General features: G+C 33.6%; 19 protein-coding genes and 1 tRNA gene. 11 read left to right on the top strand and 9 right to left on the bottom strand.

Annotation, left to right across the window (positions count from 1 at the left end; all coding sequences use genetic code 11):
- Window positions 1-185: 185 nt before the first annotated feature.
- Window positions 186-256 (bottom strand) — tRNA-Gln (locus JOD96_RS13635).
- Window positions 257-501: 245 nt separating this feature from the next.
- On the opposite strand from JOD96_RS13635, the gene JOD96_RS13640 reads away from it, so the two are divergent.
- Window positions 502-3,783 (top strand): DUF2723 domain-containing protein, encoded by a 3,282-nt coding sequence (locus JOD96_RS13640; protein ID WP_209564797.1) that lies wholly within the window; start codon window positions 502-504, stop codon window positions 3,781-3,783.
- Between the two features lie 96 nt (window positions 3,784-3,879).
- Window positions 3,880-4,518 (top strand): polysaccharide deacetylase family protein, encoded by a 639-nt coding sequence (locus JOD96_RS13645; protein ID WP_209564798.1) that lies wholly within the window; start codon window positions 3,880-3,882, stop codon window positions 4,516-4,518.
- Between the two features lie 12 nt (window positions 4,519-4,530).
- On the opposite strand, the gene JOD96_RS13650 is transcribed toward JOD96_RS13645, so the two are convergent.
- The 6 genes from JOD96_RS13650 to JOD96_RS13675 form a co-directional block, all read right to left on the bottom strand.
- Window positions 4,531-4,833 carry a thioredoxin family protein gene (locus JOD96_RS13650; RefSeq protein WP_115843618.1) on the bottom strand — a complete coding sequence of 101 codons (303 nt, stop codon included), beginning with the start codon at window positions 4,831-4,833 and terminating at the stop codon, window positions 4,531-4,533.
- 72 nt (window positions 4,834-4,905) lie between these two features.
- Window positions 4,906-6,141 (bottom strand): metallophosphoesterase, encoded by a 1,236-nt coding sequence (locus JOD96_RS13655; protein ID WP_209564799.1) that lies wholly within the window; start codon window positions 6,139-6,141, stop codon window positions 4,906-4,908.
- A gap of 195 nt (window positions 6,142-6,336) precedes the next feature.
- Window positions 6,337-6,546: a hypothetical protein gene (locus JOD96_RS13660; protein ID WP_209564800.1), complete on the bottom strand. Its 210-nt coding sequence runs from the start codon at window positions 6,544-6,546 to the stop codon at window positions 6,337-6,339.
- 111 nt (window positions 6,547-6,657) lie between these two features.
- Window positions 6,658-7,992 (bottom strand): HAMP domain-containing sensor histidine kinase, encoded by a 1,335-nt coding sequence (locus JOD96_RS13665; protein WP_317195296.1) that lies wholly within the window; start codon window positions 7,990-7,992, stop codon window positions 6,658-6,660.
- A gap of 10 nt (window positions 7,993-8,002) precedes the next feature.
- Window positions 8,003-8,677: a response regulator transcription factor gene (locus tag JOD96_RS13670; RefSeq protein WP_209564801.1), complete on the bottom strand. Its 675-nt coding sequence runs from the start codon at window positions 8,675-8,677 to the stop codon at window positions 8,003-8,005.
- Between the two features lie 188 nt (window positions 8,678-8,865).
- Window positions 8,866-9,057, bottom strand: a complete 192-nt coding sequence (locus JOD96_RS13675) for a hypothetical protein (protein WP_209564802.1) — start codon at window positions 9,055-9,057, stop codon at window positions 8,866-8,868.
- 291 nt (window positions 9,058-9,348) lie between these two features.
- Between JOD96_RS13675 and polA the strand changes: the two genes are divergently transcribed.
- The gene (polA, locus tag JOD96_RS13680) at window positions 9,349-12,192 is read left to right on the top strand and encodes a DNA polymerase I (RefSeq protein WP_209564803.1); all 2,844 of its coding nucleotides are present in this window, start codon (window positions 9,349-9,351) and stop codon (window positions 12,190-12,192) included.
- Window positions 12,193-12,199: 7 nt separating this feature from the next.
- Window positions 12,200-13,321 carry a hypothetical protein gene (locus JOD96_RS13685; RefSeq protein WP_209564804.1) on the top strand — a complete coding sequence of 374 codons (1,122 nt, stop codon included), beginning with the start codon at window positions 12,200-12,202 and terminating at the stop codon, window positions 13,319-13,321.
- Window positions 13,322-13,372: 51 nt separating this feature from the next.
- Here JOD96_RS13685 and JOD96_RS13690 read toward each other — a convergent pair whose 3' ends face one another.
- Entirely contained in the window at window positions 13,373-14,398 is a 1,026-nt protein-coding gene (locus JOD96_RS13690) for a LacI family DNA-binding transcriptional regulator (protein WP_209564805.1), read from the bottom strand.
- Between the two features lie 228 nt (window positions 14,399-14,626).
- On the opposite strand from JOD96_RS13690, the gene JOD96_RS13695 reads away from it, so the two are divergent.
- The 6 genes from JOD96_RS13695 to tsf all read left to right on the top strand — a co-directional run bounded on the left by JOD96_RS13695 (window position 14,627) and on the right by tsf (window position 19,327).
- Window positions 14,627-15,373 (top strand): ferritin-like domain-containing protein, encoded by a 747-nt coding sequence (locus JOD96_RS13695; protein WP_209564806.1) that lies wholly within the window; start codon window positions 14,627-14,629, stop codon window positions 15,371-15,373.
- Between the two features lie 29 nt (window positions 15,374-15,402).
- Complete coding sequence (locus JOD96_RS13700; protein WP_209564807.1) at window positions 15,403-16,215, top strand: ferritin-like domain-containing protein; 813 nt, start codon at window positions 15,403-15,405, stop codon at window positions 16,213-16,215.
- A 196-nt stretch (window positions 16,216-16,411) separates the two neighbouring features.
- A complete protein-coding gene (rplM, locus tag JOD96_RS13705) occupies window positions 16,412-16,867 on the top strand; it encodes a 50S ribosomal protein L13 (RefSeq protein ID WP_035645324.1) in 456 nt (151 codons plus the stop codon).
- Window positions 16,867-17,253: a 30S ribosomal protein S9 gene (gene rpsI, locus JOD96_RS13710; protein ID WP_209564808.1), complete on the top strand. Its 387-nt coding sequence runs from the start codon at window positions 16,867-16,869 to the stop codon at window positions 17,251-17,253. Before rplM ends, rpsI begins: the two co-directional genes overlap by 1 nt.
- Window positions 17,254-17,429: 176 nt before the next feature.
- Window positions 17,430-18,227 carry a 30S ribosomal protein S2 gene (rpsB, locus tag JOD96_RS13715; protein WP_209564809.1) on the top strand — a complete coding sequence of 266 codons (798 nt, stop codon included), beginning with the start codon at window positions 17,430-17,432 and terminating at the stop codon, window positions 18,225-18,227.
- A 137-nt stretch (window positions 18,228-18,364) separates the two neighbouring features.
- Window positions 18,365-19,327 carry a translation elongation factor Ts gene (gene tsf / locus JOD96_RS13720; RefSeq protein ID WP_209564810.1) on the top strand — a complete coding sequence of 321 codons (963 nt, stop codon included), beginning with the start codon at window positions 18,365-18,367 and terminating at the stop codon, window positions 19,325-19,327.
- A 68-nt stretch (window positions 19,328-19,395) separates the two neighbouring features.
- On the opposite strand, the gene JOD96_RS13725 is transcribed toward tsf, so the two are convergent.
- The gene (locus tag JOD96_RS13725; protein ID WP_209564811.1) at window positions 19,396-21,492 is read right to left on the bottom strand and encodes a M3 family metallopeptidase; all 2,097 of its coding nucleotides are present in this window, start codon (window positions 21,490-21,492) and stop codon (window positions 19,396-19,398) included.
- 149 nt (window positions 21,493-21,641) lie between these two features.
- Here JOD96_RS13725 and JOD96_RS13730 point away from each other — a divergent pair, with 149 nt between their 5' ends.
- Window positions 21,642-22,313: a queuosine precursor transporter gene (locus JOD96_RS13730; protein WP_209564812.1), complete on the top strand. Its 672-nt coding sequence runs from the start codon at window positions 21,642-21,644 to the stop codon at window positions 22,311-22,313.
- The last annotated feature ends 2 nt before the right edge of the window (window positions 22,314-22,315 follow it).

The following is a 22,315-nucleotide window of genomic DNA, read 5'->3' on the forward strand; positions in this document are numbered from 1 at the left end:
AATTCAGAGGAGTAAGGAATATTGAATTTTTTCTTTTTAGGCTAACTAATATTTATGCTTAAATTTTCAAAATCCACAGGTTTTCGTGTTGATCCGTAAATTCCAATTTTAGCAAACACTTAAAATAATTGGGTTTTAGAAAATTCATTGCATAAAAAAAGCCTCTCAATTGAGAGGCTTTTATGTTGGTCTACTAGGACTCGAACCTAGAAAGACTGCACCAAAAACAGTTGTGTTACCATTACACCATAGACCAGCAGTGCGGTTAAGCGAGTGCAAATTTAAAGCTTTATTTAGTTTGTGCAAACTTTTTGAGCAAAAATTTTCATTTTTTTTCATTTTTTTTTCTCCAAAATCGCTAATGCTTGTACAAGTATTTCAGAAACAATAGGTTACTTTTATCAAATAGTTTTGTAGAATTTTTTGTTAATGCTCTATTCTTTACACAAAAAAACATTTTCTTTGTAGGATAGAAAACATTCAAAATTATAACACCTAAATATGGCACAATTCAATTTCAATAAATGGAATACAATTATTGGTTGGTTTGCATTTGCAATCGCTTTAATCACCTATACACTAACTGTTGAACCTACAATGAGCTTTTGGGATTGTGGGGAATACATTGCAACAGCTGCTAAATTGCAAGTTGGTCACCCACCCGGAGCACCTTTGTTCCAAATGATGGGCGCTTTCTTTGCCATGTTTGCTATAGACGCACAACATGTTGCAGTAATGGTAAATATGATGTCTGTTTTCTCGAGTGCATTTACTATTCTCTTTATGTTCTGGTCTTCTTCTATGATTTTGAAAAAAATTATAGCACGCTTTACAGAAGTCGATCAAAATAATTCAATCGTTATTTTAGGAAGCTCTTTTGTGGGAGCTATGGCTTATACTTTCTCAGACAGTTTTTGGTTTAATGCAGTGGAAGCGGAAGTTTATGCAATGGCATCTTTATTAATTGCTTTATTATTTTGGCTGGGCCTGCGCTGGGAACAGGACATGGACGAACCTAGAGGGAACAAATGGCTATTGATTATATCACTTGTTATTGGTTTGTCTTTTGGAGTTCACTTTATGGCTTTATTGACTATTCCATCAATAGGATTCTTATATTATTTTAAGCATTACGAAAAAGTAACTATAAAAAACTTTCTTATTGCCAATGCTGTAGTTATAGGTATATTGCTTTTTATTTTCAAATTGCTTCTTCCGCTGACGATGGCTTTTTTTGGTAAAACCGAAATTTTCATGGTAAACAGTTTAGGATTACCTTTTAATTCGGGAACTATTTTCGTCGGGTTACTTTTTATTGCTTTCTTTTATTTTGGATTAAAATATACCAGACAAAAAGGGCTAATTTTCTATAACACTATCATCCTTTGTATTCTCTTTATCCTAATAGGTTTCTCTACCTGGATTATGTTACCTGTTCGTGCAAATGCCAATACAGTTATAAACGAGAATAAGCCATCTGATGCTACTGAGGTTTTAGCTTATTATAACCGTGAGCAATATGGTGTTAACCCATTATTTTATGGCCCTCAATACACAGAAGTTTTTGCCGGTCTTGATGCAAAAACTCCTTACTTAGACAAAAAACCTAACTACGAAAGAGATTATAAAACTGGTAAATACATCATTACCAACAATTATAAAAATGCAGAGCAAAATTCTGATGACAATCAGAAAACTATTCTTCCAAGAATGTGGAGTACTGAAACAGGTCATATCCAGAATTACATCAACTTTACCAATCCTCCTGGTTTTAGAATAAATCCGGAATATCCTTATGAAGATGATTTAGCAAAATACGGAATTGACGCAAGCCAGTTATCAGAAGATGAATATAATAAAGCGACTGCTCAATTACGCAACGAGGTTGAAAAAACCGTTTCTGAATTTAGAAGAGCGTATGCGCAAAAGCAAATTGACAATGAAGGATATGTAAAATTCCTGAAAAGTTATGGCGATTATTTAATTATCGAAAAACCAACGACTGTCGATAATTTCAGTTTTATGTTTGAATATCAATTTGGATATATGTACTGGAGATATCTAATGTGGAATTTTGTTGGCCGCCAAAATGATGTTCAGGGAAAATATGACAATCTGGATGGAAACTGGATCAGCGGAATCAAGTATTTTGATTCATTACATCTTGGTTCTCAGGATAAATTACCTTCGGATGTTGTAAACAATAAAGGAAGAAATGTATATTACTTCCTGCCTTTTATATTAGGCCTTATCGGGCTTATGTATCATGCCAATAAAGATCTTAAAAGTTTTTATGTTCTTTTAGCCTTATTCTTGTTTACCGGAATAGCATTAAAAATTTACCTAAACGAAAGACCTTTTGAACCTCGTGAAAGAGATTATGCTCTTGTTGGATCTTTTTATGTATTTGCAATCTGGATAGGCTTTGGTGTATATTCATTATACGAGACCATAAAGAATTATCTTGCTCCAAAAATTGCAGGGCCTGTGATTATTGCAGGAAGTTTACTGGCTGCTCCTATTTTAATGGCTTCTCAAAACTGGGATGACCACGACAGATCCGGAAAATATACTGCGGTAGCAATGGCAAAAGCGTATCTAAATTCTTGTGATAAAAATGGTATCTTGTTTACAATAGGAGATAATGATACTTTCCCATTATGGTATGCACAGGAAATTGAAGGTATCCGTAGAGACGTAAAAATCGTAAATACGAGCCTTTTCATGACAGATTGGTACATTGACCAGATGAAAGCAAAATCATATGAATCTGAAGCGCTTCCTATCTCTTTTACACATTCTGAATATGTTGGAGATAAGCTTGATTATGTAGCACATATACCAAAAACAGAAGCGCGCTGGGATATTAAAGGATTCCTTAATTTTATTAAAAATCCAAAATCAACAGTAGCATTACAAAACGGACAAACAATTCACTTTTATCCGACCAATAAAATCAGAGTTCCGGTTGACAAAAATTTAATCCTTAAAAACAAGGTTGTTAACTCAAAATACAATGATTCTATAGTTCCTTATCTTGATATTGATATAAAAGGAAGCGCCTTGTATAAAAACCGCCTGATGATGTTAGATATTTTGGCTAACAATAACTGGAAAAGACCAATTTATTTTAGCGGTGGTGCTTTTGATGATGAAGATTATTTATGGTTAAAAGACTATTTACAATTGGATGGGATGGTCTACAAATTGGTGCCTGTAAAAAATACTCCATCAAAAGATGGCGGCCCAATGGATATGGGACAAATTGACGGTGATAAAATGTACGACATTGTAATGAAATGGGACTGGGGCAACAGTGAAAGCGATAAAATATATCACGATCCTGAAACAAGAAGAAACAGTATCACTTACCGTACAAATTTATCGCGTTTAATGAACCAGCTTATTGAAGAAGGTAAAATTGACAAGGCTAAAAATGTAATTGACTTAGCGGTTAAAAAAATGCCTTTGGATAAATTTGGATATTACTCATTGGTAGAACCTTTTGCAGATGGATACTACAAAGTAGGCGAAACTGCCAAAGCACAAGATTTGCTTAATAAACTTGTTGGTAAGTATAAGGAGGATTTAAATTATTATGCGACACTAAGCAGTTCAGACCAAACAGACTTAGCTATTGATATTATTACTGATATTGAGCGCTACAGAAGTTTACTGGATGTAATGAAAGCAAATAAGGACAATGCCTTTTACGAAAAACACAAAACAACCTTCAATACATATGTAAATGTATTTGAACGTTTCGGAAGAGAGAAAGAATAATATACGAAAAATATAGCAATTAAAAAAATGTAGCGCTGTTTGATAAATAGCGTTACATTTTTTATTTTTACATATAACAAATATCTATCATAAAAAATGAGCTTCTATTGGGTAAAAACTAACGCATTTATAAAAAAGGTGTTTTCTAAATATTGCTGGGATATCCCAAACAATGAAAAGAAAATATACCTGACTTTTGATGACGGCCCTACGCCTGAAGTTACTGATTGGGTTTTATCCGAATTAAAAAAATTTGAAGCTAAAGCTACTTTCTTTTGTATTGGAAAAAACATTAAAGCCAATGCTTCTCTATTTGAAAAACTGATAGCTGAAGGGCATTCTATAGGAAATCATACCATGAACCATATTAATGGCTGGAAAAGCAAAACGAATGATTATATAGAGAATGTAAAAAACTGCGCCGCAATTCTTTCTGAAGAAAAAAACTTAAATGCTCTGATATTTCGTCCTCCTTATGGAAAGATCAAAAAAGAACAATCTAAAATCTTACGAAATTTAGGCTACAAAATTGTAATGTGGGATGTATTAAGTGCTGATTTTGATCAGAGTATTACTCCTGAAAAATGTCTTGAGAATGTTACAAAAAATGTAAAGTCAGGAAGTGTAATTGTTTTTCACGATAGTGTAAAGGCTTCACAAAATTTAAAATTTGCATTACCTAAAACACTTCATTTTTTAAAAGAAAACGGATTTGCTTTTGATATTATTCATTAAATAAAATCAAAATTATACATTAAACTGATCCTGAACAATTCCTATTATTGTATTGGCATCAAGTTCTCCGGATTGTCTCCAGATCATTTGTCCTTCTTTATAAATCATTAAAGTAGGAAGTCCTTTTATACGCAACGCTTCAGCGAGTTCCTGATTTTTATCTACATCAATTTTAATAACTTTGGCCTTATCGCCAAGTGCAGCTGCCACATCCTTAATAACCGGATGCATTGATACAGATGATTCGTTCCAGTCTGTGTAAAAATCAATTAACACCGGAACCTGAGCATTTATAAGTTCTCCAAATTTTGACATAAAACCAAAAATTTAATTCTTTTAATCTATTAAAAAGATATAATTTAATACAAATGTAGCATTTTTAACGAATTACGCCACATTCTTACCCTTTTTTAGTTCAATAACGGTTATTTCGGGCATAATTCCAACTCTTCCCGGATAAGCATGAAAACCAAAGCCACGGTTGACATAGATATATTTACTGGCCTCTTCATACAATCCTGCCCATTGTCTATATATGTATTGTGCCAGGCTCCATTTAAAATATCCTGGTATTTCGATGCCAAACTGCATACCGTGTGTATGTCCTGATAATGTTAAATGAAAGTTTTTAGGATGGTTCTTAATTTCAGCATCCCAGTGACTTGGATCGTGGCTCATCAGGATTTTAAAATCCTCCTGGGCTACATTTTGAGAAGCTTTATTTAAATCTCCGACTTTTTTAAAATTAACTCCCCAATTCTCTACTCCGATCAAAGCAATTTTATCATCACCTTTCTGGATATAAATATGTTCGTTTAACATCAATTTAAATCCTATATCACCATATAGTTTTTTGATCTCCTGAAAATTTTCATCCTTTTGTTTTTCAGATGGCCAGATTACATATTCACCATAATCATGATTTCCTAAAACTGAAAATTTACCGTATTTATAATCTTTAATACGATTGAAAGCATTCAGCCACGGATGCATTTCTGTCGCATGAGTATTAACTATGTCTCCTGTAAACAATATCATATCGGATTCCTGCTCGTTTATTAAATCAATCGCGTAATTGATTTTCTCAGGATTATCAAAACTTCCGCTGTGAACATCAGAAATCTGAGTTATTTTGAAACCATCAAAAGCATCTGGAAGATCGGGAAAAAAGACAGCCTGCTTAATTACTTTGTAATTATATTTTCCTTCAAAAATTCCGTAAATCAATGATAAAAAAGGAACAGCTGCCAATCCTAAAGCAATCTGACTGACAAACTTTCTTCGATCAGGCATCATCTCTTTTCTTGGCGCATTATAGACAAAATAGTTTAGGATGCTAGCTCCTATTCTAAAAATATCTTCACCAAATAAAACCAAAGTCAGTACAATTTTTGGAACATATACAAGCAGCATTAAGCCTGTTGTAAACATAAATTGTTTGGTCTGGCCAACGGATCTGTCCACTTGAGAAAAAGAATATATGATAAAAATTAAAAGCAGTACACTTATAATTTGGTAACTAACCAGAACCCATCTCAGTTTAATTAATGTACGAAAGGCTTGGTAAGAATAGAACTCAATAAACAAAAAAAGAGCACATAGAATGGCAAAACGAAGGATCATTAGTTTTAGTTTTAAGCAAAGTAACAAAGAATGAAATTTTTATCGCTTTTTATTATAAAAAATTTAACTCAAATATAATTCAAAAAGGCTGATAAGTTTCTTTATCAGCCTTTTTTACTCTACCCAAAATTATTTTCTATTGATCATCTCATAAACCCAAAACAATAATTTATGAAACTAAAACAAAAAATCAATTTATTTTTTAGCTTTTGCTGTTTCCGGTTTAGCTGATTCTGTTTTTGCAGCTTCTTTTTTCTCTGCTTTTGCTTTTTTGTGAGCCTCTTTTTTGTTGTGTTTAGTTGCTTTAACTTCTTTTGCCGGAGCTGCCTGAGCTGGTGTTGTTTGAGCATTTACCATTGCTGTAGTTCCTAAAATTGCTACTGCTAACATTACTAATTTTTTCATGACTTTGAATTTTATAAATTTTTATTATTTTCATTATTTATAAGTCAAAGATATAATCGCCAAATGAAGATAAAATGAAGATTAGTATTGTTAAAAAAAATTAACTTTTAATTATGCCTTTTCTGTTTTCGGGAACAAAAGAGTAAATTTTGTGCCTTCAAGATTTCTTGAAGTAACCTTAATTTCTATATGATGAAGAGATGCTATACTATCAGCAATAGCCAGCCCTAACCCCTGCCCGTCCTGATCAGAATTTATTCGGGTAAACCTGTTGAATATTTTTTCAATTTGAGAAGGATCCATTCCAATTCCAGAATCTTCAATACATATAAAATACATCCCATCTGAGAATCCGTCAGCAACTGTAATTCTTCCACCTTGCTTATTATATTTTATAGCATTTGTAATTAGGTTATAAATCAGAATATGAACAAGGGTCTTGTTGCCTTTAAAACTAAAATCATGCTTCATGATGTTTGAAAAAGTAATTTCCCTGTCTTCTATTCTATCCTGAAGATCCTCCTGCATATCTGTTATGATTTCATAAAAATGAATATCCTCATCAGTCGAGTATTGATTATTTTCTATTCTGGAAATCAATAATAAATTATTAATGATTTTTTTTAGCATGTCTAATGTCTTAAGAGAGCTTGCTATTTTGTCAATAGCATTATCATCCAGAGAATTATTCTGTAGTAAGTTTTCTAACTTATTTTTGAGCAATGAAATTGGTGTAAGAAGTTCGTGGGAAACATTCGAAATAAATTGCTTTTCTTTTTTAAAAAGTTCGGCAATACGATCCATCATTTGATTTAAAACCAAATCAAGTTCCCTGAAATCACGTGATTTTGCGTTTATTGGAGTATGGTCAAACGCTTCGGGCTGGTTAACACGTCGAATCTTAGTGTCAATTATTTTATAAAAAGGTTTCAGGAGATATTCTATAAAAAATGTATCAGCCAAAAAAGTAATTAAAAGTATGACTCCAAAAACAATAAGAATAAAAAACCGAATGATAAAAGTGAGGTCTTTTACCTCACTAAGGTTACTGCCTATTTCGAGTTGATAATCCTGATTTTCGTAGGTAAAATGGTGCTGCAAAATACGGTACTCATTTTGTTCCCCTTCAATAATTCTGTAGTCATTACTAAAAGTTGTTTTTTTCTGATGAGATTTGGAAGAAACTTTTGAAAGCACCAAAAACTCGCTATGAAGGGTCGAAAACTGAGAATAGGTATCTGTTGAATCATTAGAATTTTCAATAAAATCATTAATTTCATTTTGATTCAGATGATCAATAAACTTTTTCTTCTTTTCAAATAAACTATTATTAATATGCCTGTAAACCACATTTTCGACCAAAATGGGAAGTGTCAGCCATAATATTAAAATTACTAACAATCTTGTCAGTGCATTAAAAATAGCTAATTGGTGTTTTATTTTCACAAATAATTATTTATTCATTAATTCGGTATCCGACATTCCGAACAGTTTCAAACCAGCTAATATCGGTATGTTTGTCTAATTTTTTTCTGAGATTCCTAACATGAACATCAATAAAGTTCGAGTCTGAATTTACTTCCAGAATATCTCCCCAAATATGCTCTGTTAACTGTAATCTTGTAATAACCCGGTTTTTATTTAATACTAAATATTGAAAAATATCAAATTCCTTTTTAGTCAAATTAACAGGGACATCACTATAACTTACTCTGTAATCCTGCAATTGCAATGAAAAACCATGTATTAATAAATCATTCATAGTAAAACCATGCATTCTTCGGATAACGGCAAACAAACGCGCACTGAGTTCGGTCAATGCAAAAGGTTTCGTCAGATAATCATCGGCACCAAGATGCAAACCGTTTATTCTGTCGTCCAGCTCCCCACGCGCGGTAATTACAATTACGGCCATTTTTGATTTGGTTTTACGAACAGCTTTCAACACCTCAAAACCATCTCCGTCGGGTAAACCAAGATCAAGTAACATTGCATCATAATCATTACTGGCAACTTCTTCTAAAGCCTCTTCACAGTTGTGTACACTTTTGCACACATAGCCTGTATTGCACAAAAAGTCATTGACTTCTGCAGCAAGTTCTTTAGTATCTTCAACAATTAAAATATTCATAGCAATAAAATTCTAAGAGCAACTAAAATTAAGCAATTATAAAGCTCCTGTTGCCTGTTATTAAAAATTTAACGAATCAAAAAAGCCGATAAATTACTTTATCAGCTTTTTCCCTTCTGCTTTTTATAATTACCTTTTTCTGTTTTTGTCTCCTTACAATCCATCGAAAACAAAATAAAAAACGATACTTATTTTTTCACTTTTGCAGTTTCAGTTTTTGAAGCCTGTTTTTTATCGCCTTTGGCTTTTTTATCCGTTTTCGCTTTAGGTTCTTTTGTTGCTTTTACTTCTTTTGCCGGAGTATTTTTTACAGGAGGAAATGCCTGAACCATTGCACCTGTTCCTAAAACTGCTACGAGTACCATCAAAAAATTTCTCATGATTTCTATTGTTTAAATTAACATCTCTTTATTTTACAGATCAAAATTACCTTCGTAAAATGAAGACAAAATGAAGAAACCACTTATACTAAAAATTTTAACCAGATATTAACAAAAGCCGATAAAACCTATACAAATTCCTTTAAAATATTTTGCACATAAATCGTTATATCAAACTGATATAATATATACGGTAGATTTTTTTTTGTTATAAAACTTAACAATTTTAATTTAAAAAACAGAATCTTTTTAAAACCCAATTGTTTATTTTTACAGACTAAAAATTTTTCTATGTCAACTCAAAAACGTCTTTTTCTTCTGGATGCTTATGCATTAATTTTTCGCGGATATTATGCCTTCATAAAGAACCCAAGAATTAATTCTAAAGGAATGGATACATCTGCCATTATGGGTTTTATGAACTCACTCCTGGACGTAATCAAAAGAGAGAAACCGGATCATTTGGCAGTTGCTTTTGATAAAGGTGGAAGTCACGTAAGAACAGAAATGTATACCGAATATAAAGCAAATCGCGATGAAACTCCTGAAGCGATCAGGCTTGCAATTCCTTATATTCAGGATTTGCTAAATGCAATGCATATCCCGATTATTGAAGCTAACGGCTGTGAAGCTGATGATTTAATTGGTACGATTGCCAAACAAGCAGAAAAACAAAATTACAAAGTCTATATGGTGACGCCGGATAAAGATTTTGCACAATTGGTTTCTGAAAATATCTTCATGTACAAACCTGCCCGAATGGGTAATGGAATTGAAATCTGGGGGGTTCCTGAAGTTTTAGCCAAATTCGAAATTGAAAGACCGGAACAGGTAATCGATTTTCTTGGAATGATGGGTGATGCTGTCGATAATATCCCAGGATTGCCTGGCGTTGGTGAGGTTACGGCCAAAAAATTCCTGAAAGAGTTTGGATCAATGGAAAATCTTTTGGCAAACACGCATTTGCTAAAAGGAAAAATGAAAGAAAATATTGAAGCCAATAAAGAGAAAGGTCTGCTTTCTAAAAAACTGGCGACAATTATTATAGACTGCGATGTTACTTTTAATGAAAAAGATTATGAATTAACCCGCCCTGATATTGAAAAAACAGATGCTATCTTTCAGGAACTGGAATTCAGGAGAATGGCAGAACAGTTTGACAACCTGTTCAAATTTGGAGGAGCAACTGAAACCCAAAGTGCAGCTTCTGAAGCCAAATTGTACAAAAAACCACAACCTAAAAACGAAGACCAATTTGATCTTTTTGGTGGCGGAACCACAGACAGCGAAAATCCGGAACATACCAGAACTTCGTTTTATGAAACATTAGAAACTACAACTCACTCCTATCAGGCTGTTGAAGGCGATTTGGGAATAAAATTGCTTTTGCAAAATCTGCAAAAACAAACTTCAGTATGTTTTGATACTGAAACTACAGGTTTGGATGCTTTGAATGCAGAATTGGTCGGAATTTCATTTTCTTACGAGAAAGGAAAAGGGTATTATGTACCGTTTCCGGAAAGTCGGGAAGCAGCTCAGACTTTAATTGAAAAATTTATTCCGTTTTTTGAAAATGAAAGCATTGAGAAAATTGGTCAGAACTTAAAATATGACCTGAAGATTTTATCGAAATACGGAGTTACTGTAAAAGGAAAACTTTTTGATACTATGATTGCGCATTATCTGCTTAATCCTGATATGCGCCACAATATGGATATTCTGGCTGAAACATATCTGAAATATTCGCCAAAATCTATTGAAACTTTAATTGGTAAAAAAGGTAAAAACCAAATCTCAATGCGTGAGGTTGCCCTTGAAGAAATTAAGGAATATGCCGCAGAAGATGCCGATATTACTTTACAGTTAAAAGAAGTTTTTACATCAGAATTAGACAAAACAGAAACTAAAAAATTATTTGACGAAATTGAAATTCCGTTAGTAAGTGTTTTAGCTGATATGGAAACAGAAGGAATTCGCCTTGATGTTGAGTTTTTAAGCGCAATGTCTAAAGAAATGGATGTTGAAATCAAATCTTTAGAAGAAAAAATATACGAAACGGCCGGCGAGAAATTTAACCTTGCTTCTCCAAAACAATTAGGAGACATTTTATTTGATAAACTTAAAATCGGAGGAGTAAAACAAAAGAAAACAAAAACGGGCCAATATGCAACAGGAGAAGAAGTTTTGACTTACCTGGCTAATGACAACCCAATTGTAAAACAAATTTTGGACTGGCGCCAGATGGTAAAGCTGCAAAGCACTTATATTCTGGCCTTGCCGGAGCAAGTAGACAAAAAGACTTTGCGTGTTCATACCGATTATATGCAGACGGTTGCAGCAACAGGGCGTTTGAGTTCAAACAATCCAAACTTGCAGAATATTCCGATTCGTACAGAAAGAGGCCGTCAGATTCGTAAAGCTTTTGTGGCACGCGATGAAAACCACACTTTAATATCTGCCGATTACTCTCAGATAGAATTAAGAATTATTGCCGCCTTAAGCGGAGAAGAAAATATGATTGCCGCTTTTCGAAACGGAGAAGATATTCACAGAGCAACTGCTTCAAAAGTATTTGATGTTGCCTTAGAAGATGTTAGCCGTGAGCAAAGAAGCAATGCAAAAACAGTAAACTTTGGTATTATTTACGGTGTTTCTGCTTTTGGATTAAGCAATCAGACTTCATTGTCAAGAAGCGAAAGTGCTGCACTGATCGAAGCATACTATAAAACGTACCCAAGATTACGATCTTATATTAATGAACAAATAGAATTTGCACGAGAAAAAGGGTACGTACAGACTATTTTAGGACGTCGCCGTTATTTAAAAGACATCAATTCTGCAAATGCTGTTGTTAGAAGTGCTGCCGAACGAAATGCTGTCAATGCACCAATTCAGGGAAGTGCTGCCGATGTAATTAAGATCGCGATGATCAACATTCATAAAAAATTAAAAGAAGAAAACTGGAAATCAAGAATGCTGCTTCAGGTGCATGATGAGCTTGTGTTTGATGTGCATAATGACGAACTGGAAAAAATTCAGCCCATGATTAAACATGAAATGGAAAATGCTTTTAAAATGGCGGTTCCATTGGAAGTAGAACTTGGTTTGGGTAAAGACTGGTTAGAAGCGCATTAAGAACAAGATGAGAAAACTTATTGTATTCTTTTTTCTTTTTTATTCTCTTCTTGCTGTATGTCAGGATAAGACTTATTATCTGGAAGGAACTTTAGATAAAAGCAAAATTTTTATGACTGTTCAGGTTTATAAATCAGATAATGAGACGAGTCTCAATGCCGTCTATTTCTATAGAAATTCATTAAAAGATATTAAACTGGAAGGAAAGTTAAAAGACGGTAATAATTTTACCTTCTATTTTAAGCCCGGCGATATTATTACTGAAAAATTTTACCTGAAAAAATCAGGTAATAATTTTGACGGTTTTTGGTATGATGCTAAAGAAAAGCAACTGGCCGTGCATCTTGAGCCTGTAAATTTTGATAATTACAAATCAAATATTACCATTAGGTTTGATGATGAGCGTTTAAATCTGGTAAAATATAAATTTCTTGAATTTAAAAAACAGAAAACCACAATTTACAACAACAAAGAAATTATCTGGTATTCTGAGAAACATTGCAGTTCTGATTTTTTTAGACTTGGAAATAATTTTTCAGAGAAAAACAAAGCTGTAATTAATCCTGTTTTAGAAGAAATACATATTCAGAACACATTGAATCAGCTAAGTTGCTCCTCAAGTTTTGAATATAGTAATGGTCAGGGAATTGAGGGCAGCACAAGTATAAAATTTTTAAATGCAAACTTATTAGGTTTCGAAATCTTTTCGTCTTATTACTGTGGCGGTGCACACCCTGATTTTGGAGGCAGTGGCTATCTGATTGATCTAAATAGTGGAAAAAATTATGAGATTGATGATATAATTGCTTTTGATAAAAGCGCAACTACCGAAAAAGAAAGTGATTTTTCAGCGTTTTCTAAGTATAGAAGTACCTATTTTGCTCCCAAACTACTTGCTGTACTTAACTCTCAGGAACATTTTGAAAAACCAAAAAATACTGATGATGATCCGTGTGACTATACTAATGAAGAATATTGGGATTTTCCTTCCTGGAGTTATACCGAAAAAGGAATTGAGTTCACGCCAATTTTTTACAGAGCAGCAAGATCCTGCGAAGAATCATTCCTTGTACCATTTGAAAAATTAAAGAAATTTAAAAACCCTAAGTTTCCTTATGATTTGAAATAGAAAGAATTCACTTATAAAAAAACCATCCGCGTCGGATGGTTTTTTTATACTTTAAACTTTTCTTGTAGATTCTCGTTCCTTCAATACTGTTTTGATAACAATTGTTTCATAATCTGATGTTTCTTCTTCGTTTTCTTCGAGTCTTTTGATTAACCTTTTGGCAGCAACCTCTCCGATTTCGATTCCGTGCTGGCTTACTGTGGTTAAACTTGGTGATAAACGTCTTGAAGCCAAAATTCCGTCAGCAAAACCTATTATCGAAATATCTTCCGGAACTCTAAATCCTTTTTTCAGACTTACTCTTAAAGCGGCAACTGAATCATTTTCATCCAAAGCAAAAATTGCGTCAATTTTATGATCAAAAATTGCATCGATTTTAGCCTTCATATCATCTTCAGAATCCGTACGAAGAATAATTTTTTCGTTTACCGGTATATTATTGTCTTTTAATGCTTTTAAATATCCATCGGCTCTCAATTTTCCCACACTTAGATTATCTACAGAAGAAATCAGAGCAATGTTTTTACATCCCAGGTTAATTAAATGCTGAGTTGAGTTTAAAGCCGAATCAAAATCATCCACTACTACCTTATCACATTCTACTTCATCAGCAATTCTGTCAAACATTACAATTGGAGTTCCATCGTTTATAATAGCCGAAAAATGATTGTATTCCTGCAGCTTTTGCGCTTCTTCAGAAACTGATAATATAAAACCGTCAATAGTTCCGTTACTAAGCATCTCCAGTGTATGGATTTCTTTTTCTAAAGATTCATTAGAAATACAGGTAATTACATTGTATCCCTTTTTATCCGCTACTTTTTCGATTCCGCTAAAAACCTTTGCAAAAAACGAGTTCAATATATTAGGTATAATAACTCCAATAGTTTTTGTCTTACGATTCTTTAAATTCAGACCAATCACATTTGGTTTGTAATTCTTCAGTTTAGCATACTCCTTAATTTTGATCTTAGTCTGCTCACTGATTTCAGGGCTATCATTAAGCGCTTTAGAAACTGTTGATACAGAAACATTAAGTTCTTTCGCGATTTGTTTTAAAGTTGCTTTAGCTTTCATTCTATCATATTTATGGAATTAGTACAAATATAGTAGAATTAGTGAAATTACAACAAAATACATCGAAGACTACATTAAAATTTTATCATGTTTCATTTGTTGTTAAGAGAATTATAAAGAAAATAAAAAATTAAACTAATTCTGAAAACCGCTTCTAATAAAACTTCGTAAGTAAACTAATACATGAAAATGTAAATACTATTAATAACCACGTAAAAATTATTAATTATGAAAAACGAAGTAAAGGTTCAGGAAGTAGACGCTTCGCTGAACAACAGAAGGAATTTTCTCAAACTAAGCGGACTAACTCTCGTTGGAGCAGGATTAATCATGGCCGGCTGCAGTGATAATGACAATGATGATCCTGTTGTAGACAATATGCTGCCAGGAATTAAAAACGGAAAATTTGATTTGGGCGCAGGAGATTTTGGTGTGCTCACATATGCGTACGCATTAGAGCAATTAGAAGCTGATTTTTATACTAAAGTTGTAAATGCATCAGGCTTTAATGCTACTTTTAATGAAATAGAAAAACAGGTACTTACCGATTTATATCATCACGAAGTTGTTCACAGAGATTTCTTTAAAGCCGCATTAAGCGGAGGACTTCCGGACCCGGGGTCTCAATTATTGCCAACATTGGCTTTTAATTATGGATCATTGAACTTTAACAGCCGTGCAGATGTTCTTGCAACTGCTAAAGCTCTTGAAGATACGGGTGTTGCTGCTTATAATGGTGCAGGAAAATTGATAAAAAATGCTGACTATTTATTATTGGCCGGGAAAATTGTTTCTGTTGAAGCAAGACATGCATCAGCAATCAGAAGTTTGATTAATCCAAATTCTAAAGATTTTGCAGGAGACGATATTGTAAATATGAGTACAGGACTGGATGATGCAAAAGATCCTTCTAAAATATTAGCCATTGCAGGCGGTTTTATTACAACAGAATTTACAGCTAAATATCTACCTTAATATTAATCCATTTTTAAAAACTAGAAATTATGAATATCTTAAAATTTATAGAGTCATTTACCAACGAAGGTCTTATGACTGCCACAGGTTCAAGAAGAGACAGTTTTACACAATTTGGAAATCTTGGAAAAAATTTAGCATTTGCATCTATACCATTTGGTTTATCTGCTTTGGCAAATAAGGCAATGGCACAAGACATCACTGCAACTCCCGCTACTCCAATCGGAGCTTTGCAATTTGCTTTGACCTTAGAATATCTTGAGAATGAATTCTACGCCATGGCATTAGATTCAGGAGTTATTCCGGCATCAGAAAATGGAGGACGTGATTTAAAAGTATTTCAACAAATAGCAGATCATGAAGCAGATCATGTAAAATTCTTGATTGCAGGACTCGGAGGAACAATGAGTGCTAATTTTGTCCCAAAACCAACTTTTGATTTTACTGTTGGCGGCGCGTTTGATCCCTTTGGTGATTACCCGACTTTTTTAGCATTAGCGCAAGCGTTTGAAGACACTGGTGTAAGAGCCTATAAAGGTCAGGCAGCAAATCTTATTTCTACTCCCGATTTATTAACTGCCGCATTACAAATACATTCTGTTGAAGCACGACATGCATCAGAAGTGCGACGACTACGTGGTTTAAAAGGATGGATTTCTAACAGCGAAAGAGGCGCCGGAATGCCAGAAGCTACACAGGCTGTTTATAATGGAGAAGGCGTTACCATGCAGGCAGGTTACAACACTGCAACCTTATTTGGTGCAGCGGCAGGATCAGAAGCATATGACGAACCACTTACTACACAGCAAGTTGTAGATATAGCAAATATATTTATAGTATAAATTGTTTTTTTATAAGCCAATTACTAACCATCTTTACTTAATTTTGTAAAGATGGTTTTTTTATTGTTTTCGATGAAAAATTAACACCTGAAAATCAGCAGTTAAAATAATCTTTTAAGGTATTTGGTTTTAAAATAATTAATTGTACTTTTGCATCCCCTTTATTGGGGATGGAATGTTTAATTAAAATAATATTATGGACGCATTAAGCTACAAAACAGTTTCAGCTAGCAAAGCCACTGTAACTAAAGAGTGGATTGTTGTTGACGCTGAAGGTCATAACTTAGGACGTCTTGCTTCAAAGGTTGCAATGATCTTAAGAGGTAAGTACAAGCCAAGTTATACACCGCACGTTGACTGTGGAGATAACGTAATTGTTATCAACTCAGAAAAAATTAACCTTACAGGTACAAAGATGAATGACAAAATTTACATGCGTCATACAGGTTACCCAGGAGGACAAAGAACTTTAACTGCTAAAGTATTGCAATCTAAAAACCCTGCATTATTAGTAGAAAAAGCTGTAAAAGGAATGTTACCTAAAAACAAATTAGGAGCTGAACTTTTTAGAAATCTAAATGTTGTTGTAGGTGCTGAGCATACTCACGGAGCTCAAAAACCTAGAACTGTTAACCTAAACGATCTTAAGTAATGGGAGTTATTCACAAAATCGGTAGAAGAAAAACCGCTGTTGCACGTGTATATGTTTCTGAAGGAACAGGAAAAATCACTGTAAACAAAAAAGAATTCGCAACTTACTTTCCAACTGCAACTTTACAATACAAAGTATTACAGCCAATGTCTATGACAGAAAACGCTGGTAACTTTGATGTAAAAGTAAACGTTTACGGAGGTGGTTCAACTGGTCAGGCAGAAGCTGTAAGAATGGCATTAGCACGTGCAATGTGTGAAGTGAACATTGAAAACAGAGCTATCCTTAAACCAGAAGGTTTATTAACAAGAGACCCAAGAATGGTTGAACGTAAGAAATTCGGTCAGAAGAAAGCTCGTAAGAGATTCCAATTCTCTAAACGTTAATATTACCTGTCTTGTTCAGATGGGACAAGACATTATCAATTATTTATTGAAATTAAAAAACACAGTTATTGTTGCTCTCCTATCGAGGTAGGAAATAGTTTAGCATCTAAATGTATAAAGCCTGGGAAACCGCCATTTATACATTGCTAATCAACAGAACGTAAACTAGTACAAAAATGGCAAACAAAATAGAAGTAAAAGACTTACTAGAAGCAGGTGTTCACTTCGGACACATGACTAGAAAATGGGATCCAAACATGGCTCCTTACATTTATATGGAACGTAATGGTATTCACATTATCAATCTATATAAAACTGCAGCTAAAATTGAAGAAGCTAACGAAGCTTTGAAAAAAATCGCTGCATCAGGTAGAAAAATCTTATTCGTAGCTACCAAAAAACAAGCAAAAGACATCGTTGCTGATAAAGCAAAAGCTGCAAACATGCCTTACATCACTGAAAGATGGCCTGGTGGAATGCTGACTAACTTCGTAACTATCAGAAAGGCAGTTAAAAAAATGTCTTCTATTGATAAAATGAAGAAAGATGGTACTTTCATGACGTTATCTAAAAAAGAGCGTTTGCAAGTTGATCGTCTACGTGCTAAATTGGAGAAAAACTTAGGTTCAATTGCTGATATGTCTAGACTACCAGCTGCATTGTTCGTAGTAGATATCAAAGCTGAACACATCGCAATAAAAGAAGCACAAAAATTAAACATTCCAGTTTTCGCAATGGTTGATACGAATTCTGACCCGAGAGAGGTTGATTACGTTATTCCTGCAAATGATGATGCTTCTAAATCAATTGACAAAATTTTATCTTTAGTAACTGCTGCTGTAATCGAAGGTCTTTCTGACAGAGGTTCTGACAAAGAAACTGAAGTTTTCACAGAAGAAGCTCCTGCTGCTGAAGCTGCTGCTCCTGCTGTAGAAGCTGCACCAGCTGTTGAGGCTCCTGCAACTGAAGAATAAATAAACATTTAAATTCCAAATTTTAAATTCTAAAATCCAAACACAAATTAAAAACTTTATGTTGATAATTTAATAAAATTGGAGTTTAGAATTTAAAAGATGGAATTTTTACTTTTAACATTAAAATTCAAAATATTATGGCAACAATTACTGCTGCAGACGTAAATAAATTAAGACAAACTACAGGTGCCGGAATGATGGACTGTAAAAAAGCTTTAGTTGAAGCTGATGGAGATTTCGATAAAGCTATACAAAACCTTAGAGAAAAAGGACAAAAAGTTGCCGCTAACCGTTCTGACCGTGAGTCTTCTGAAGGAGCTGCTGTTTCTTTTGTTAATGCTGACAAAACTAAAGGAGCTATCATCACTTTAAACTGCGAAACAGATTTCGTAGGTAAAAATGAGGCTTTCGTAACTTTGGCTAAAGAATTAGTAGAAAGAGCTATCAACTTCTCTTCTAAAGAAGAATTTTTAGCTTCTGATTTCAACGGAATTACTGTTGCTGAAAAATTAATCGAGCAAACTGGTGTTATCGGTGAAAAAATCGAAATCGGTGGTTTTGAAATTTTAGAAGGTGCTTTCGTTGGATCTTATGTTCACGTTAACAAAATTGCTGCATTAACTGCGATTTCTGCTGCAATTCCTAACGCTGACGTTTTAACTAAAGATGTTTCTATGCAAGTTGCTTCTATGGGAGCTGATACATTATCTTACAAAGATTTTGATCCTGCTTTCGTTGCTTCTGAACTTGCTGCTCGTATTGCTGTAATCGAAAAAGAAAATGAAGAGGCAAAACGTTTAGGAAAAACTTTAAAAAATGTTCCTAAATATATTTCTTACTCTCAATTAACTGAAGAAGTTATCAAACAAGCTGAAGAAGATGCTAAAGCTGAATTAAAAGCTGAAGGTAAACCAGAACAAATTTGGGATAAAATTATTCCAGGAAAAGTTCAACGTTTCATCTCTGACAATACTACTTTGGATCAAGAGAAAGCTTTACTTGATCAAAACTTCATCAAAGATGATAGTAAAAAAGTTGGTGATTATGTTAAAGGATTCAACGTTGAAATTACAGGTTTCAAAAGAGTTACTTTAGGTTAATATATTATTATTTCAATATAAAAAGCCCGAATATTAATTTATTCGGGCTTTTTTATTTAGCAAGTTTATTAAATCTTTTCTGTAATTGGAAAATTTCTCGCTCGCATTAATGCATCAGATTTAAAGGCTCTCCCTCTGAAATTTTGATATGATTTATCGGCATCAATCGTATTTCCTATACTAAAAACTGTATCATAAAGCCTTTTAGCAACCTTTTTATCAAAAGGCCCCTCTCCTTCTGAAAAAGCTTCATAAGCATCGGCATTTATAACATCAGACCACAAATAACTATAATATCCAGCGGCATATCCATCACCCGAAAAAATATGAGCAAACTGTGGAATTCTATGGCGCATAACAATCTCCTCAGGCATATTTAACGCTTTTAAAGTCTCTTTTTCAAATTCATGAGGATCAATATTATCTGTTCTTAAATGAAGTTTCATATCTACAAAAGAACTTGATATTGTTTCTACGGTTGCAAAACCTTCATTAAAGTTTGCCGCTTTTTCAATCCTGTCGACTAACGATTGAGGCAATGGTTCATTTGTTTTATAATGTAAAGCAAATTTATTCAGTACCTCAGGAGTTGCCAGCCAATGCTCTAATAACTGAGATGGGAATTCAACATAATCTCTGGCCACAGCCGTTCCTGACAAACTCGGATACGTTACATTAGAACATAATCCATGAAGCGCATGTCCGAATTCATGAAACAAGGTAGTAGCATCATCCCAGGAAATCAAAACAGGTTCGTTTGCATTTCCTTTTATAAAATTACAATTATTAGATACAATCGGGATTGTATCTAATAACTTTTGCTGATCCCTGTAAGAACTCATCCATGCACCAGAACGCTTGCCTGGTCTTGCATAAGGATCAAAATACCACAATCCAATTGTTTTTCCCGTTGCATCATTATTTACTTCCCAAACACGTACATCTTTATGAAATACAGGAATAGTATCAACTTGCTTAAAACTTAAATTAAATAATTGACCTGCAACCCAAAACATACTTTCGCGTAAATTCTCTAACTGCAAATATTGTTTTACTTCATTCTGATCTAAGTCGTACTTTGATTTCCTTACTTTTTCAGCATAATAACGATAATCCCAAGGCTGAATTTTAAAATTGCCTCCTTCGGCATCAACTATCTTTTGCATTTCGGCTACATCCTGATGTACTTTATCAACTGCAGGTTTCCAGACAGATTCCATTAAAGCCAATGTTTCAGCTGGACTTTTTGCCATTTTATTAGACAGGCTCCATTCTGCAAATGAAGCATAACCCAATAATAATGCTTTTTCGCTTCGCAATTTTAAAATAGAAACTAGTAACTCATTATTATCGTTTTCATTACCATTATCACCTCGTTTCACAAAAATATCAAAAGCTTTTTGTCTTAAATCCCTACGATTAGAAAACGTCAAAAATGGCTCAATAGATGAACGTGTATTTATAATACAGCCCAAAGCATCAATTTTTCTGAGTTTAGCCTCAGCAATAGCAGCATTTTTAATTTCTTCAGGCAAACCATCAAAATCATTCTCTGATTTTAGTTCGATAAACTGGTTTTGCTCTTCGGCTAATAAATTCTGACTAAATCTGGTAAAAAGAAGCGCCAATTCCTGATTGATTTTCCCAACTTTTTCCTTGTCTGCATTATTTAATTTTGCGCCCTCGCGAACAAAATTGGTATAATACCACCAGACCAGCCGTTGTTGTTCGCTATTAAGATTTTTATATTCTTCTGAATTATATATTCTCTCTATTCTCGAAAAGAGTTTATGATTTTGATACATTTTATCATTCAGCTCAGATAACTTTGGGGACATTTCTGTTTCTACAATTCCGAATTCCGGAGTAAAAATATTCGAACTAAAGATTTCGTATATTTCCCGGATTCTTGTAATGGTTTTGCCTGAAAGTTCTAAAGCTGCAATCGTATTATCAAAAGTGGGTAATTGATTATTATCTGCAATCCCTTCTAATTCTTCTAATTTTTCCTGAATAGCAATTTCTATTGCAGGTTTGAAATCTGAAACTTTGTATTCATCAAAGGACGGAACTCCCCCGTAAGGCCCTGCCCAATTTTGAAGCAATGGATTTTGGGAACGTGATTGAGAATCCGATTGTGGACTACTGGAAGCTATAGCATTCATTATAAATATTTTTATTTATTCTAATTGACATCTAATTATCTAAACTCAAATTTACCATTTTATTATTTTCAAAACACTTTATTTATATAGCGAATCTTTAACTTAAAAAGAAATAACTTAAATTTGAAACTTCATTTACCAAAAGAAATATGTTTAAAACCAAAAGAGAAATTGTTTTTGTTATTCTTGCAGGAATTTTTATTACCAACGCAGTAGTTGCAGAGTTAATAGGCGGAAAATTAATCCAGATTGGCCCTTTTGTAATGAGTATCGGAATTTTGCCCTGGCCAATCGTTTTTCTGACAACAGATTTAATCAATGAGTATTTTGGCGAAAAGGGGGTCAAAAAACTTTCTTTTATTACAGCTTGTCTGATCGCTTACGCATTTCTTATTCTTTTTATGGCAATCGTAATTCCGGCTGCAAAAGGAATTAGTCCTGTAAATGACGAACAATTTCAGGCTGTTTTTGGTCAAAGTATGTGGATTATTGTTGGAAGTCTAATCGCATTTATAGCATCACAATTAATTGATGTCTGGATATTTTGGTTTTTTAAAAGACGTACTGGCGAAAAAAAAATATGGCTCAGAACAACTGGTTCGACCATAATCTCGCAACTATTTGATTCTTTTATTGTGCTTGGAATTGCTTTTTACCTACCAGGGAAAATCGATTTTGATACTTATATTTCATCGGGTTTAACAGGATATGTTTTCAAACTTTCGGTTGCGGTTTTATTGACACCGCTGATTTATGCAGGACATCATTTAATAAAAAAATATCTTGAAAAAGATAATCTTCATGCAGATAAAGAGGATTAAAT

It is taken from the genome of Flavobacterium sp. 1355 (assembly GCF_017833415.1).
Classification (GTDB): domain Bacteria; phylum Bacteroidota; class Bacteroidia; order Flavobacteriales; family Flavobacteriaceae; genus Flavobacterium.